A 14942-nucleotide genomic window follows, 5' to 3' on the forward strand; every position below is an offset into this window, starting at 1 on the left:
GTCTGGTCCGGGCAACCGCGCCCCGTAGTGCCGGTACTGCTACCGGACTAGATGCACCACGGACGGGTGCAGGACCCCTCACAGGAGATGCTGAACGCGGACTCCTCCTGCTCGCCGAGCTCGGTCGAGACCAGGTCCTGCACGTCAAGGTCGAACAGCTCCAGCATGTCGTCGGCCATGAGGGCCTCCCTTCGTCAGTGCCACGGTTGACCGCGGCGGACTGCAGCGGACGTTAGGCACTCCTGCATGGGCCCAGCAATGGTTCTGCACGGATGAATGGATTAACTCAGCCAAAAATCGAAACAGTTCGATCGATGGTGGACAGTTTTCGATCGCCGAGGTAGACACGACCCGACCCGCCGTCAGGAGTGCGAGCCGCGTGGCGGCATCGGTACGGGGCGTGTGGCATGAGGCACCGAGGCACGAGGAGCACAGTGGTCGAGACGCACGGAGCGCCCCAGGACGGACTCTTCACCGCGACCGGCCCGGTCCTGCTGCGGACACCCGCGCTGCCGCGCTCGCACCGCCACACCGTCCCGGCCGACCCCGCGCACCCCGCGCCGGGGTCCGCCGACACCGCGCTCCTGGCGCACCTCGCCGAGGCCGCCGCCGACCCGGCCCTGCGCGAGGCGATCGAGCTCTCCAGCCCCTCCCTGGCCGACCTGCTCGACCAGGTCGCCGCAGGCACCGTGCCCCGCCCGGCCGCGCTGCGCCGGGCGGCCGAGGCGGTCAGCCGCTACCGGTTGCGGATGGCCACCCGGCCGACGCCGTTCGGGCTGATGGCCGCGGTGGTGCCGGCGCGCTTCGGCGCGGCGGCCAAGGTCCGCTGGGGCGGGGCCGACCGCCGCGCCCTGCGGCCCGACCTGGGCTGGCTGCTCCCGCTGCTCGACCGGCTGCGGACCGACCCTGCGGTGCTGCCCGGCCTGCGGCTGGCCGTGGACCAGCAGGCCCGGCTGCGCGGCGGTCGCCTGGTGCTGCCGTACCTGCCCGAGCGTCGGCCCGCCGCCGCCGGTGCCGAGGCGGAGCCGGTCGCCGAACGGACCGTACGGGCCACCGCCGTCGTCCGGGCCGCGATCCGGACCGCCGCCGAGCCGGTCCGGCACTGCGACCTGCTGGCCGCGCTGACCGCCGACTTCCCCACGGCCCCGGCCGAGGCCGTCGCGGCCCTGGTCCGCTCGCTGGTCGGCCAGGGCTTCCTGCTCACCGACCTGACGCCTCCGGCGGACAGCACCGACCTGCTCGGCCATGTGCTCGACCGGATACCCGCCGACCACCCGGTGCACCCCGAACTGGCGGCCGTCCGGAGCGCGTTGGCGCAGGCCGCCGCCCTGCCCGGCGGGCAGGCCACCGACCTGCTGCGCGAACTCCGGACCCGGATGACCCGGCTCGCCCCGGCCGACCGCCCGCTCCACGCGGATCTCGCCCTGGACGCCGAGGTGGTCCTGCCGGACCAGGTCCGCACCGAGCTGGAGAGGACCGCCGCGCTCCTCTGGCGCCTGTCGCCGCCGGCCCCCGGGCCCGAGCACCTGCGCGCGTACCACGCGGAGTTCGTCGAGCGGTACAGCACGGACAGCCCCGTCCCGCTGGCCGAACTGCTCGACCCCGACACCGGCCTGGGCCCGCCGGCCGGCTACCGGCGCCCGGCCGGCCCCCGCGGCACGGCCAACCCCCAGCCCGCCCGGGCCCGCACCGACGCCGACGCGGCCCGCGACCGGTTGCTGGCCGAACTGGCGGCGGGCGCCCTCGCCGACCGGGAGCCGGACGGCGCGCTGCCCGAAGTGCTCCTGGACGACGACCTGCTGGCCCGGCTGGCCCCGCCGCGCGACGAGGCGGGCGGCGCCGTCGACACCCCGCCCGCATCCCTGGAGCTGTACGCCGAACTGGCGGCGGACTCCCTGGAGGCGCTGGACGCCGGGGACTTCCGACTCGTGCTCTCCCCTGTCGCCGGCAGTGACCGCGCCGGAGCCACCTTCGGCCGCTTCGCCACCCTGCTCGCGGGTGCGGGGGGCGACCGCGGCCCGGGTGCCGAACCGGGCGCGGACCCGGGCCGGTCGGCGGACGACCCCGCGGCGGCCGGCGGGGCACTGCTGGCCGAGGCCGCCGGGTCCGTGCAGTCCGCTGGGCCCACCGGATCCGGCGACCACGGCGCACTCGAAGCGCACCTGGAGTTCACCCCGTACCGCGCGCGCCATGCCAACATCGCCCTGACCCCGCGCTGGCTCGACCACCGGGTGGTGGTCAGCGCCTTCGCCGACCCGGGCGGCCCCTCCGTACTTCCGTTGGACGACCTGGTCGTGCTGGCCGACCCCGACCGGCTCGCGGTGTACTCCCGCCGCCTCGGCCGCGAGGTCCGCGTCGCCACCCATCACGTGCTCAACCTGCGCAGCGGTGCGCCCAACGCGGCCCGTTTCCTCCAGGAGGTGACGCTGACCGGGCAACGGCCCTGGCAGCCCTGGGACTGGGGGGCGGCGAGCAGCGCGCCCGTGCTGCCGCGCGTCCGCCGGGGCCGGGTGGTGCTGGCCCCGGCCACCTGGCGGCTGACCGCGCCCGTCCCGGCGGCCTCCGCCCCGTTCGAGCAGTGGGACGAGGGCCTGGCCCGCTGGCGCCGACGCTGGGGAGTGCCGGCCGCCGTCCGCCTGATCAGCGGCGACCAGCGGATCAGCCTGGACCTCGACCTCCCGTGGCACCGGCGGCTGTTGCACAGCCAGGCGCGGTCCGCCGAGCCCACCGTGCTCCAGGAGGACCCCAACCCGGCCGGCGACGGAGGCTGGCTGTGCGGACCGGATGGTGCGCGGACCGCCGAACTGGTGGTCCCGCTGCGCCGCAGCACGACCGGGCCGACCGCGTCCGGACCTCGCCGCCCGCTGCCCGCCCGGCGCGACCGGACCGTCGAACTCCCCGGCGGATCCTGGCTGTTCGCCCGGCTGGCGGCCACCGAGGCGCGCCAGGAGGAGATCCTGGTCGAACACCTGCCCCGGCTGCTCGACGCCCTGCCCGCCGACGTGGACCGCTGGTTCTTCATCCGCTATCAGGACTCCGCGCCGCATCTGCGGCTGCGTTTCCACGGTGCGCCGCCGGTCCTCGCCGCCCGACTGCTGCCCACCGTGCACGACTGGGTGCGGGAGCTGCACCGGGCCGGGCTCGCCGCCGACCTGCGCCTGGAGGGGTACGCGCCGGAGACCGACCGCTACGGCGGCGCCGAGGTGCTCGCCGACGCCGAACGGGTCTTCCAGGCCGACAGCCTGGTCGCGCTGGCGGCGCTGCGACTGGCCCGGGCGGAGCGCTCGCTCTCCCGGGACCTGCTCGCCGCCGTGAACCTCGCCGGCACCGCGCAGGCCTTCCTGGCCGGCCGCGCGGGGCAGTCGGCGGGGCAGCCAGCGGGGCAGCCGGTGGGAGACCGCGTTCCTGACGACGGGCCCGAGGGCCGCACCGACCTCCCCACCAGTCTCTCCGCCGACCTCCCCGCCGGCCTCCCCGCCGACCGGCAGGCCGTCGCGCCGGCCGTCCCCGGCGTGCCCTCGGTCGGGGCCTGGCTGGCGGGGGTCTATCCGAAGTCGGAGCGCCACCACCAGGCGTTCCGGGCCCAGCGCGCGGCCGCGTTGCGGGCGATCGGCCCCGACGGGCCGACCGTCCCGGCGGGCGGCCTGCTGCCCGCCGACCCCGCGCTGGCCGACGCCTGGCGGCAGCGGGCCGTCGCACTCGCGCGGTACGCGTCCCGGGTGGAGCCGTCGTCGGCCGACCCGGTGCTGGCCTCGCTGCTGCACATGGGCCACAACCGGCTGATCGGGATCGACCGCGAGGCCGAACGCCGGGCCTACGCACTGGCCCGAGGCGCTGTCGAGGCCCACCGGGCCCGCCGCTCCAGCCCGCGGGAGGGGCGATGAACACGACGGATCCGATCCGCGCCGTGGCCGAGTCGCTCAGCAGGCCCGGTGCGCTCGAAGAACCGGCCGCCGGCACCACGACGCCCTCGGCGTCCGCGCCGCCCCCAGCGGCGCACGCGCTCGGGGCCGGCCGCAGCGGCGCCGCGCTCGCACTCGCCGTACTGGCCGACCGCGAGGACGACGCCGCGCTGCGCCGCGCCGCGCACGGGCACCTCACGGCCGCCGTGAAAGCCCCCGGGGCGATGCGGGGCGGCGGACTCTTCTCCAGCGCCGCCGCGATCGCCTTCGCCGCCCGCACCATGGCGCGGCGCCCCGGCGAGTACCGCACGCTGCTCGACGGGCTGACGCCCCGGGTCCGGCAGGCCGCGGCCGGGCGCGTCGCCGACCTGCGCGCCGATCTGGCCGCCGGCACGGGCCTGCGCGCACACACCTTCGACGCCGTCTCGGGCGCGGCGGGCCTGGGCCGGCTACTGCTCGCGCTGGAGCCGGCCGGACCGGCACTGGCCGATCTGCTCACCGCGCTGGTCGCGCTGGCCGAGCCGACCGGCGGTGTGCTGCCGCGCTGGTGGACCGCCGGTGGACCGGGACTGCCCGGCGCGGATCCCGGGTTCCCCCGGGGGCACCTCAACCTGGGCCTGGCCCACGGGGTCCCGGGCCCGCTCGCCCTCCTGGCGCTGGCCAGGCTGCGCGGTGTGGAGGTGCCCGGGCAGGACGAGGCGATCGAGGCGCTGGCGAGTTGGCTCGCCGCCCGGCGGATCCCCGGCCCGGTCGACCCGGTCGATCAGGGCGCCCCGGTCGATCCGGTCAGGCCCGTCCCGCCGGCCGCTTCGGGGCCCATGGATCGGCCCGGCGTGGGCGGCTCCTGGCCGATGACCGTGCGCGTCGAGGACGAGGAGGCCGGCCGGCTGCCGGCCGACCAGCCGACGCGGGCGGCCTGGTGCTACGGAACCCCCGGTGCGGCCCGCGCGCTCTTCCTGGCGGGCGCGGCCCACGGCCGCTCCGACTGGCGGACCACCGCCGTCGCGGCGCTGACCGACACGCTGCGCGACCCCGCCGGCTGGAACCTCCAGGGCCCCGGACTCTGCCACGGCACCGGCGGCCTGCTGCGGATCGCCCAGCGGATGGCCGAGGACTCCGGCTCCGTCGAACTGACCGCCCGCCTGCCCGCGCTCGCCGCCACCGTCGCGAGCCGGCTCGACACGGCACTCGGCGCCGGAGACCCGCCCGGCCTCCTGGAGGGGACGGCAGGCGCGGCCCTCGCCCTGCACGCCCACGCCCGTGCCCGTACCGCTGCGCGGGCGTCCTCGGCGGGCACCGGCGACGCCGCCGAGGAGTGGGACGCCTTCCTGCTGATCTGCTGAGCCGCTGATCTGCTGATCTGCTGATCATCAGGAAAGCCGTCCCACCCGCCGGGCCGTCACTTCTCGGGGGCGCCCTACTCCACCGTCACGCTCTTCGCCAGGTTGCGCGGCTTGTCGACATCGCGGTCGAGGGCCACGGCGGCGTGGTAGGCGAGGAGTTGGAGCGGGATGTTGAGCAGCAGCGGGTCGAGCTCGGGCTCGCTCTTGGGGACGAGGACGCAGTGGTCGGCGAGCTTGTCCTCGGGGCGGCGGTGCGCGATGGCGATCACGCGGCCGGAGCGGGCCTTGATCTCACCGAGGGTGGTGAGGTTCTTGTCGAGCAGTTCGTCGTCCGGGACGAGTGCGACGGTGGGCAGTTCGGGGCTGATCAGCGCCAGCGGACCGTGCTTCAGCTCGCTCGCCGGGTAGGCCTCGGCGTGCACGTAGGAGATCTCCTTGAGCTTCTGCGCGCCCTCCCGGGCGACCGGGTAGCCGCGGACCCGGCCGATGAACATCATGCCCGCCGATCCGGCGTACTCGGCGGCGAGTTCGGCGATGGCCTCGGTCTGCGCGAGCACCTCGCGGATCTGGTCCGGCAGCGCCTTCAGGGCCGCGACGATCCGGCGGCCGTCGGCGGGCGACAGGTCGTGGATGCGGCCGAAGTGCAGGGCGAGCAGCGCGAAGGCGACCACGGTGGAGGTGAAGGCCTTGGTGGAGGCGACCGAGATCTCCGGCCCGGCGTGCAGGTACATGCCGCCGTCGCACTCGCGGGCGATGGCGCTGCCCACGGTGTTGACGACGCCGAGCACCCGGCCGCCCTTGCGCTTGATCTCCTGGACGGCGGCCAGCGTGTCGTAGGTCTCGCCGGACTGGCTCACCGCGATGTAGAGCGTGTCCGCCTCGATCACCGGGTTGCGGTAGCGGAACTCGGAGGCGGGCTCGCTGTGCGCGGGGATGCGGGAGAGTTCCTCGATCAGCTGGGCGCCCATCTCGCCGGCGTAGTAGGCGGATCCGCAGCCGAGGATCTTCACCCGGCGGATCTCGCGCAGCTCCCGGGCGTCCAGGTTGAGGCCGCCGAGGTGCGCGGTGGAGAAGCGCTCGTCGAGCCGGCCGCTGAGCGTGCGCTCGACCGAGCCGGGCTGCTCGTGGATCTCCTTGAGCAGGAAGTGCTCGTAGCCGCCGGTGTCGTAGGAGTCGATCTCCCAGTCCACGGTGGACGGCTGGTGGTGGGTGGTGCGGGCGTCGGTGGTGAAGGTGCGGAAGCCGTCGGCGCGGACGGTGGCCAGCTCGCCGTCCTCCAGGTGGACGACCTGGCGGGTGTAGCGGACGAGGGCGGAGACGTCGGAGGCGACGAACATCTCCTTCTCACCGAGGCCGAGCACTATCGGGCTGCCGTTGCGGGCGGCCACGATCCGGTCCGGCTGCTCGGCGTCGAGCACCGCGATGCCGTAGGTGCCGACCACCCGGGCGAGCGCGGCGCGCACCGCGTCCTCCAGCTCGACTCCCTCGCCGACGTGCGCGGCGATCAGGTGGGAGAGCACCTCGGTGTCGGTCTCGGAGCGGAACACGACGCCGTCGGCGGTGAGCTTGGCGCGCAGTTCGTCGGCGTTCTCGACGATGCCGTTGTGGACGACGGCGATCCGCTCGGCGCCGTCCAGGTGCGGGTGGGCGTTGGCGTCACTGGGCACGCCGTGGGTCGCCCAGCGGGTGTGGCCGATGCCGGTGCCGCCCTTGAACCGAGCCGGGACGGCGGCGGCCAGGTCGGCGACCCGGCCCTTGACCTTGCGGACCTTGAGCCCACCGGTGCGCCCGGTGACGGCCACGCCGGCCGAGTCGTAGCCGCGGTACTCCAGCCGGGCCAGGCCCTCCAGCAGGAAGGGGGTCGCGTCCTTGGGGCCGATGTAGGCCACGATTCCGCACATGCGTGGTCTCCTCTTCGTGAATGCCGTAAGTGCCGTGAATGCCGTGAATGCCGCGAGTGCTGCGAATGCTGCGAATGCTGCGAATGCGCCAGTGCCGCGCCCCCGCCCCGGCAGCGCTCAGCCGTAGACGATCCGGCGCAGCTGGCGGGCCGAGAGCTCGGGTGCCGCGACCCGGCGGGCGGGGAGTTCCTCGGCGAGCCGGGTGAAGATCCGTTCGTTGGTCAGTCCGCGTGCCTGGAGCTCGCCGTGGCGGCGGCGGACGTACTCCTCGGTGCTCTCGGAGAAGTACGCCAGCACCTCCGCCACGACCCGCGCCGCCTCCCGGGGCCCGAGCGGGCTGGTCCGGGTGAGGTGGGCGAGGAGGTCGTCGTGAGGGTGGGGTGAGCTCGGCACGAGTGAGGAGCCTAGGCCGCGCCGCCTCTGGGGCCAAGAATCCTGCCCGAAATCGGGCAGACTTTACGACTTTCAGCTCAAACAATCAGTCACATCGTCCTCCCGAGCCCCTTCCGACTCCTTCCCGACGCACCCTTGTAGCCGCACCCCTCCGACACGTAGCGTCATTTTCCGCATACGTAGCGGAAGACCGGAGGCTTGCTGATGTGCGGGATCACCGGATGGGTCGCCTTCAACCGTGACCTCACCGCCGAACGGGCCGTCGTCGACGCCATGACGGCCACCCAGATCTGCCGCGGCCCGGACGCCGGCGGCGTCCACCTGGAGCGACACGCCGCCCTCGGCCACCGCCGCCTCGCGGTGATCGACCTGGAGGGCGGCGTCCAGCCCATGACCGTCGAGCACGACGGCCGGCTGCTGGCGGCGCTCACCTACAGCGGCGAGGTCTACAACCACCGCGAGCTGCGCGCGGAACTGAAGGCGGCCGGACACCGCTTCCGCACCCGCAGCGACACCGAGGTCGTGCTGCACGCCTACCTGGAGTGGGGCGAGGGCCTGGCCGAACGCCTCAACGGGATGTTCGCCTTCGCGATCTGGGACGCCCGCAGCGAGGAACTGCTGCTGGTCCGCGACCGGATGGGCGTCAAGCCGCTGCACTACCACCTCACCCCCGACGGCGTGATCTTCGGCTCCGAGGTGAAGGCCATCCTGGCCCACCCCGCCGTCCGCCCGGTGGTCGACCTGGACGGGCTGCGCGAACTGCTCGCCTTCACCCGCACCCCGGGCATCACCCCCTACCGGGGCATCGTCGAGGTCCGGCCCGGGCACGTCGTCCGGGTCCGCCGCGAGGGCGTGTCGGTGCGCCGCTACTGGGCGCTGGAGGCGCGCGAGCACACCGACACCCTCGAGGCCACCGTCGCCACCGTCCGGGCCCTGCTGGACGACATCGTCCACCGCCAGCTCGATTCGGACGTCCCGCTCTGCTCGCTGCTCTCCGGCGGTCTGGACTCCAGCGCCGTCACCGCCCTCGCCGCCCGGGTCCTGCGGGCCGAGGGTGCCGGCCCGGTGCGCTCCTTCGCCGTCGACTTCGCCGGCCAGAGCGAGAACTTCCACGCCAGCGAGGTCCGGCCGACCCTGGACGGCCCGTACGCCCGGCTGCTGGCCGAGCACGTCGGGGCCGACCACAACGTGATCGAGCTGGACGCCGCCGCGCTCACCGACCTCGCCCAGCGGGACGCCGTCCTGCGCGCCCGCGACCTGCCCGGCGGCTTCGGCGACATGGACATCTCGCTGTTGCTGCTCTTCCAGGGCGTGCGCCGCCAGTCCACCGTCGCCCTGTCGGGCGAGTCCGCGGACGAGCTGTTCGGCGGCTACCGCTGGTTCCACGACCCGAAGGCCGTCGCCGCCGACGACTTCCCCTGGGCGGTCTCGCTGACCGGCCTCGGCGGCCAGGGCACAGGGCCGCGCGAACACCTGCTCGACGCCGGCCTGCTCGCCGAGCTCGACCTGCCCGGCTACCGGCGGGCCCGCTACCACGAGGCACTCGCCGAAGTCCCGCACCTGCCGGACGCCGATCCGCTGGAACGGCGGATGCGCGAGATCTCGTACCTCCACCTGACCCGCTTCGTCTGCATCCTGCTCGACCGCAAGGACCGGATGAGCATGGCCAACGGTCTGGAGGTGCGGGTGCCGTTCTGCGACCACCGGCTGGTCCAGTACGTCTTCAACACGCCGTGGGCGATGAAGCACTTCGACGGCCGGGAGAAGAGCCTGCTGCGCGCCGCCGTCCGGGACGTGCTGCCGGACGCCGTCGCCGACCGGGTGAAGAGCCCGTACCCGGTCACCGAGGACCCGCACTACCCGGCGCTGCTGCGGGCCGAGCTCGCCCGGCTCGCCGCCGAGCAGAAGTCCCCGGCGCTCGCCCTGCTCGACCGGCGGCGCCTCGCCGACGCGCTCGATCCGGGCACCGACCCGCAGTCCGTCCGGCTGGCCGTCGACTTCGCGCTCGAACTGCACACCTGGCTGACGGACTACCAGGTGACGCTGGACATCTGACGGCGGGCCGCCCCGGGCGGCGCGGCGGCCTCGACGGCGGGCCGCTGCGCCGTTCGGGTGATTGATCCGGGTGACGAATCCCGGGTGATCATCCGGAACCAACCCGCCGCGCCCGGGCGTCGGACGGTGCGGTAGCGTCGCCGACACCTCCCGAATGGCGGGCGATAACGCGGATTCCCGCCGCCGTGCCGTCAGGATGGGAGCGAACCGTCCACCTCGATCCGCCGGGGGATCACCTCATGCAACCGCGGGTATTCGCGATTCTCACCGCCCTGCTCCTGGGCGTCCTGGGCCTCGGGTCGGTGGCCGTCACCGACTGGTCGCCCGCGACCGCCACCGTGGCAACGACCCCGGCCGCCACCGCGGGCTCCGGCGCCGCCGCGCCCGGCGTCGCGCCGGCGGCCGCGAGCGCCACCCCGACCGGCGACCCGGCGGTGTGGACCCGCTCGACGCTGCGCAACAAGCTGATGGCCGAGATGGACGCCAGCGACCCCGGCGTCGCGCTCGCCGACCTCGACAAGATCACCAAGGAGAAGCCGTACACCGTGCGCTTCTGCCACCCGATCGCGCACGAGCTCGGCCACGCGGCGGTCAAGCGCTTCAACGCCGACTTCCAGAAGGTCATCTCCTTCCCGCACGAGACCTGCGCGGCCGGCTACCTGCACGGCGCGGTCGAGGAGATGCTCAACGCCTCCGCCCAGCCCGAGGTGGACCTGCTCAAGCTCTGCGCGCCCAAGAACACCGGCCCGTGCATCCACGGTGTCGGCCACGGCACCATGTTCGTCGCCAAGCAGGACGTCCCCAAGGCGCGCGAGCTGTGCAGCAAGTTCCCCAGCGACCAGAACAAGATCCGCTGTTCCGAAGGACTGTTCATGCAGCTCTTCGGCCCGGACGAGGAGGACGAGAAGGCCAAGGCGAACCTGCCCGCCGACAAGCTCGCCCAGGACCCGCTGTACCCGTGCAAGGACCAGCCGGGCCTGTTCCAGTCCGCGTGCTTCTTCTACGCCCCGACCTTCTACCTCTCCTCGCACGACTACCCGAACCACCCCGAGGTCTACGCCGACGCCCTCAAGTGGTGCCTCAACGGCAAGGCCAGCGGCGGGGCGACCGACTGCAGCCGCGGCGTCGGCTCGCGGACGATGAAGTACAACCTCGACCGCGAGGACTGGGCCGCCCAGCAGTGCGGCACCGCCGCCGACGGCTGGCAGCGCAAGGCCTGCGCCGAGGGCCTGGTCAGCTACTACACGGTGAACTACACCGACGACGGCGCGGCCGGCCGGCTCTGCGCCAAGATCACCGACAGGGAGATGCAGGGCTACTGCCGCTCCGCCAGCGGCCTGTCCAGCTCGCTCGACTGACCTCGCCCGTCCCACCGGGACCGACCGCCCCGTCTCACCTGGAGGGCCCGCGCCGCACGGCGCGGGCCCTTTCCGTAGGATCGGCCGACCGGTCCACCGGACCGGACGATCAGGGTGCGCCGAGGACGCCGCGCCTCCCCCGCCCCTGGAGAGCCGCCATCATGACCGCCGAGGACTTCCGCGCCGCCGCGCACACCGCCGCCGACCTCGTCTCCGACTACCTCGCCGAACTGCCCGGGCGCCCGGTCTGGCAGCCGATGGACGACACCGCCCGCCGGGCCCTGCTCGACGCCCCGCTGCCCGCCGCCGGCCGCCCGCTCGCCGACCTCCTCACCGCCATCGGGCAGGACGTCCTCCCCCACCCGATGGGCAACGGCCACCCCCGCTTCTTCGGCTGGGTCAACTCCGCCCCCGCCCCCGCCGGAGTCCTCGCCACCCTCGCCGCCTCCGCCATGAACCCCAGCTCGGCCGGCGGCGACCACGCCGACGTCCACCTGGAACGCGCCGTGGTCCGCTGGATCGCCGAACTCGTCGGCTTCCCACACCCGGCCGGCGGCGGCCTGCTCACCTCCGGCACCTCGATGGCCACCATCGTGTGCCTGGCCGCCGCCCGCAACCGCGCCGCCCGCCGGGCCGGCTGGGACGTCCGCGAGGACGGCCTGGCCGGCCTGCCGCCGCTGGTCGGCTACGTCACCGGCGAGACCCACTCCTGCGTCCGCAAGGCCGCCGAACTCCTCGGCCTCGGCAGCCGGCACCTGCGCACCGTCGCCACCGGGCCGGACGGCCGCCTCGACCCCGCCGAACTGCGGGCCGCCGTCGAACGCGACCGGGCCGCCGGACTGCTGCCCTTCCTGGTCGTCGCCTCGGCCGGCACCGTCGGCACCGGCGCCGTCGACGACTTCGGCCCGATCGCCGACCTCTGCGCCGAGCAGCGCCTGTGGCTGCACGTCGACGGCGCGTACGGGGCCTTCGGCAGGCTCGACCCGGCCATCGCCCACCGCTACGCCGGCCTGGAGCGCGCCGACTCCCTCGCCCTCGACCCGCACAAGTGGCTGGGCGTGCCCGTCGACTGCGGCTGCGCGCTGGTGCGCGACACCGAGGAACTGCGCGCCACCTTCAGCCTCGTCCCCTCCTACCTGCGCGACGAGGCGGCCGGCGCGCTCGGCTGGTTCTCCGAGTACGGCACCGAGCAGACCCGCCCGTTCCGCGCGCTCAAGGTCTGGGCCACCATCGCCCACAAGGGCCGCGACGGCATCGCCCGGGACATCGCCCGCTGCACCGCCCTCGCCCGCCGCCTCGGCGAACTGATCGGGGCAGACGGGGAGTTGGAGCTGCTGGCCGAGGTCCAGACCTCCATCGTCGCGTTCCGCCACCGCACCCCCGGGCACGACGAGGCCGCCGTCGACGCCCTCAACCGCGAACTCCCCGCCGTCGTCCAGCGGCGCGGCCGGGTCTTCGTCACCGGAGCCCGCCTCGGCGACCGCGAGATGCTCCGCGCCTGCCTGCTCAACGCCGCCACCACCGAGGCCGACCTGGAGCTCCTGCTCACGGAGGTCAAGGCGGCGGCTGCGGACCTGCAACCGTAACGCGGGCCCGGCGACCTTAACCACCAGGTCACGGCGGGTTCGTGGACAGGAAACACCCGTCGGGCAGAGTGCTGTCATGGAGCAGACGGAGCACACGGAGCACCCGACCATGCAGCCGACGCCCACCCTCCCCCGGGCCCGACGACGCGGCGCCGGCACCCACCGCTGGCGCCGCGACAGCGTCGAACTCGCCGCCGTCTTCGTCTCGGTCACCGCGGCCGACCTGGTCGCCAAGATCGTCGTCCGCGGCCCCGACGGCCCGGTGGTCCTCGCCGCCGCCGCCCTCGCCCTCCTCGCCACCGCCCTCTTCCACACCTGGTGGTCCCAGCGCCACCACCCCCACTCCCCCGCGCCCCCGACCACCCTGTGGCGCGTCCGCACCGCCGCCCGCAGCACCCCCGACGACCTGGCCCGCGTCCACACCGCCCTGGCCGACCAGCACGTCGCCGTCCTCTCCCGCCAGCCCCACCCCCTCCCCGGCACCACCGTCGACGAGCTCTACCTCCGCGCCCCCCACACCCTCACCCCCACCGACCTCACCACCCTCCTCGCCACCACCGGCCACCCCCTCCTCGACACCCCCACCCGCATCGGCTGACCGCGGCGCGACCACGGCGACGCGGCGGGCTCCCCAATACCGCTCCGCAGGAGGGGGTTCGACGCCCCTCCCGCGAGCCCGCACGCCGCGTCCGGCTCAGGACCGCGGGGCGGCCGGAGTGAGACGGTAGGCGGGCAGGCCCCGGCGGCGGATGAGGAATTCGGCGACTATCAGGTTGGGCAGCCAGCTGAGGAACGGGACGGCGGCGTAGGCGTTGTCGAAGAAGCGCTCGCCGTCGACGTGTCCCTGGGCGGTGAGCGTCTGGAGGAGGATGAGGACGCCGAGCCAGGACCGGAGGGTGACGGCGGCGTAGGTGAGGGCGAAGCTGCGGATCATCCAGGCGCGGTGGCTCGGCAGGTCGCGGTCGCGGACGGCGCGGTAGCCGCGCCAGGTGGTCCAGGCCCAGAGCAGGGCGAGCCCACCGAAGCCGAAGAAGCCGTTGAAGGCGGCGGAGTTGAAGAACGCCATGACGAACGCGGCCAGGGATCCCACCGCGACCCCGAAGACGTAGACGCGGCCGGTCCAGCGGTGGACGGCGGGGGATCGCCGGCGCAGCGTGGTGGAGAACTGGAACGGGCCGACCAGCAGCGCCAGCGCGGCCGTCACGATGTGGACGTAGAAGGTGACTTGGACGGCCGTCGGGCGCTCGGCGTAGGTGGCGGACACGCCGCCCTCCGACGCGGCGATGGGCAGGCCGGCCTGGGCGTACGTCCCCACGGCGTACCCGACGATCGCGAGCGAGGTCAGCAGGACGACGGCCCAGCGGACGCGCCCTCCCCTCCTGCTCGTCGGGGCGGGGGCGGTCGCGGCGCGGGCGGCGGTACTGGTCATCGGTGACCCCGATCGGCTGGAGGTGGGACGGCATCACGTGCACGGTGCGCGTCGCGCGGTCGGCCGGCGCTCTGCTCGCGGCGCCCACCACCACCCCGGAACTGGGGCCTACCACCACGCTGTTCGAACCGCAGCCAGTGTGGCCGGGCCCGCGGCCCCGGGCCATGGAGCGGCCCCCCGGGCCGGGAGGGGGGTTACCCCCACGACCCGACGCGACGTCAACCGGACGGCCTCCCACCGCACGGGCACCGCCGCCGCCAGCTTGACCGCAACGGGCCCCGGGGTTCGTTACGCAGCCGATGGGCGGCCGTGACACGACCGGCCGGGGACCGCGACACGGGCCTCCTACCGTCATGGACGACGCACCGGCCACCCCGGCCGGGAGGCGTCCATGACGAAGGAGAACACCGTATGAGCAGGAGCCGTACCCACCGCTCCCCCGCCCGCCGCGTGCTGGCCGTCTGCGCCCTGACCGGCGGCGCGCTGCTGACCGTCGTCACCGGCGGACAGGCCTTCGCCGACGGGACCCCGTCCGCCGCGCCTGCTGCGGGTGCCGGCGTGTCGGCCGCCCCCACCTCTACGCCCACCCCGGCCCGCCCCGCCCCGGCCGCCCCCTCGGTCGCGGGCAAGGACGCCTCGACCACGCCCACGGCGAAGCCCAGCGCGCAGCCCGCCGTCAGTGGCGCGCCCACGGCGCAGCCCGCCGCCGGCGGCGCCGGAGTCTCCAGTGACGGCAAGGCCCAGGTCCGTGAGGTGCCCAAGGGCGCGGCCCAGGCCGGCGACGGGTCCGGCGAGACCGACAGCAACGGCCTGATGCTGGCCGGTGGCGGGGCCGTCGCGGCCGTCGGCGCCGGTGCGCTGGGCTTCGCGATGCTGCGCCGCCGCTCCGGCCGAGCACCTCGACCGCGATGGCGGTGGCGACCGGGGCGAAGGTGATCCCGCAGATGGTGATCACCACCTGTGCCACCCGCTGCC

General features: G+C 74.8%; 11 protein-coding genes. 7 read left to right on the forward strand and 4 right to left on the reverse strand.

Features of this window, described 5'->3' with window-relative positions:
* Positions 1-47: 47 nt before the first annotated feature.
* The gene (locus tag AB0O82_RS23095; protein ID WP_279634947.1) at positions 48-179 is read right to left on the reverse strand and encodes a hypothetical protein; all 132 of its coding nucleotides are present in this window, start codon (positions 177-179) and stop codon (positions 48-50) included.
* A 255-nt stretch (positions 180-434) separates the two neighbouring features.
* Between AB0O82_RS23095 and AB0O82_RS23100 the strand changes: the two genes are divergently transcribed.
* A complete protein-coding gene (locus AB0O82_RS23100) occupies positions 435-3884 on the forward strand; it encodes a lantibiotic dehydratase (protein ID WP_363585837.1) in 3450 nt (1149 codons plus the stop codon).
* Positions 3881-5245: a lanthionine synthetase LanC family protein gene (locus AB0O82_RS23105; protein WP_363585838.1), complete on the forward strand. Its 1365-nt coding sequence runs from the start codon at positions 3881-3883 to the stop codon at positions 5243-5245. The genes AB0O82_RS23100 and AB0O82_RS23105 overlap by 4 nt, the downstream gene beginning before the upstream one ends.
* Before the next feature lie 74 nt (positions 5246-5319).
* Here AB0O82_RS23105 and glmS read toward each other — a convergent pair whose 3' ends face one another.
* Positions 5320-7146, reverse strand: a complete 1827-nt coding sequence (gene glmS, locus AB0O82_RS23110) for a glutamine--fructose-6-phosphate transaminase (isomerizing) (RefSeq protein ID WP_363585839.1) — start codon at positions 7144-7146, stop codon at positions 5320-5322.
* Positions 7147-7263: 117 nt separating this feature from the next.
* The gene (locus tag AB0O82_RS23115; protein WP_063350341.1) at positions 7264-7539 is read right to left on the reverse strand and encodes a hypothetical protein; all 276 of its coding nucleotides are present in this window, start codon (positions 7537-7539) and stop codon (positions 7264-7266) included.
* A gap of 204 nt (positions 7540-7743) precedes the next feature.
* On the opposite strand from AB0O82_RS23115, the gene asnB reads away from it, so the two are divergent.
* The 4 genes from asnB (at position 7744) to AB0O82_RS23135 (ending at position 13136) form a co-directional block, all read left to right on the forward strand.
* Positions 7744-9594, forward strand: coding sequence for an asparagine synthase (glutamine-hydrolyzing) (asnB, locus tag AB0O82_RS23120; protein WP_363585840.1), 1851 nt, complete (start codon positions 7744-7746; stop codon positions 9592-9594).
* Positions 9595-9833: 239 nt separating this feature from the next.
* Positions 9834-10952, forward strand: coding sequence for a hypothetical protein (locus AB0O82_RS23125; RefSeq protein WP_363585841.1), 1119 nt, complete (start codon positions 9834-9836; stop codon positions 10950-10952).
* A gap of 161 nt (positions 10953-11113) precedes the next feature.
* Positions 11114-12538: a pyridoxal-dependent decarboxylase gene (locus AB0O82_RS23130; RefSeq protein ID WP_363585842.1), complete on the forward strand. Its 1425-nt coding sequence runs from the start codon at positions 11114-11116 to the stop codon at positions 12536-12538.
* 76 nt (positions 12539-12614) lie between these two features.
* Positions 12615-13136: a hypothetical protein gene (locus AB0O82_RS23135; RefSeq protein WP_363585843.1), complete on the forward strand. Its 522-nt coding sequence runs from the start codon at positions 12615-12617 to the stop codon at positions 13134-13136.
* Positions 13137-13232: 96 nt separating this feature from the next.
* Here AB0O82_RS23135 and AB0O82_RS23140 read toward each other — a convergent pair whose 3' ends face one another.
* Positions 13233-13967 (reverse strand): DUF2306 domain-containing protein, encoded by a 735-nt coding sequence (locus tag AB0O82_RS23140; RefSeq protein ID WP_363585844.1) that lies wholly within the window; start codon positions 13965-13967, stop codon positions 13233-13235.
* Between the two features lie 411 nt (positions 13968-14378).
* Between AB0O82_RS23140 and AB0O82_RS23145 the strand changes: the two genes are divergently transcribed.
* Positions 14379-14903, forward strand: coding sequence for a hypothetical protein (locus tag AB0O82_RS23145; RefSeq protein WP_363585845.1), 525 nt, complete (start codon positions 14379-14381; stop codon positions 14901-14903).
* Positions 14904-14942: the final 39 nt, after the last annotated feature.

The organism is Kitasatospora sp. NPDC088264, assembly GCF_040685715.1.
Taxonomy (GTDB): domain Bacteria; phylum Actinomycetota; class Actinomycetes; order Streptomycetales; family Streptomycetaceae; genus Kitasatospora.

Bases quoted from the DNA above. Each gene is read 5' to 3' on its own strand.
- AB0O82_RS23095 (WP_279634947.1), bottom strand. From the start codon at position 179: ATGGCCGACGACATGCTGGAGCTGTTCGACCTTGACGTGCAGGACCTG.
- AB0O82_RS23105 (WP_363585838.1), top strand. From the start codon at position 3,881: ATGAACACGACGGATCCGATCCGCGCCGTGGCCGAGTCGCTCAGCAGG.
- glmS (WP_363585839.1), bottom strand. From the start codon at position 7,146: ATGTGCGGAATCGTGGCCTACATCGGCCCCAAGGACGCGACCCCCTTC.
- asnB (WP_363585840.1), top strand. From the start codon at position 7,744: ATGTGCGGGATCACCGGATGGGTCGCCTTCAACCGTGACCTCACCGCC.
- AB0O82_RS23125 (WP_363585841.1), top strand. From the start codon at position 9,834: ATGCAACCGCGGGTATTCGCGATTCTCACCGCCCTGCTCCTGGGCGTC.
- AB0O82_RS23130 (WP_363585842.1), top strand. From the start codon at position 11,114: ATGACCGCCGAGGACTTCCGCGCCGCCGCGCACACCGCCGCCGACCTC.
- AB0O82_RS23135 (WP_363585843.1), top strand. From the start codon at position 12,615: ATGGAGCAGACGGAGCACACGGAGCACCCGACCATGCAGCCGACGCCC.
- AB0O82_RS23140 (WP_363585844.1), bottom strand. From the start codon at position 13,967: ATGACCAGTACCGCCGCCCGCGCCGCGACCGCCCCCGCCCCGACGAGC.
- AB0O82_RS23145 (WP_363585845.1), top strand. From the start codon at position 14,379: ATGAGCAGGAGCCGTACCCACCGCTCCCCCGCCCGCCGCGTGCTGGCC.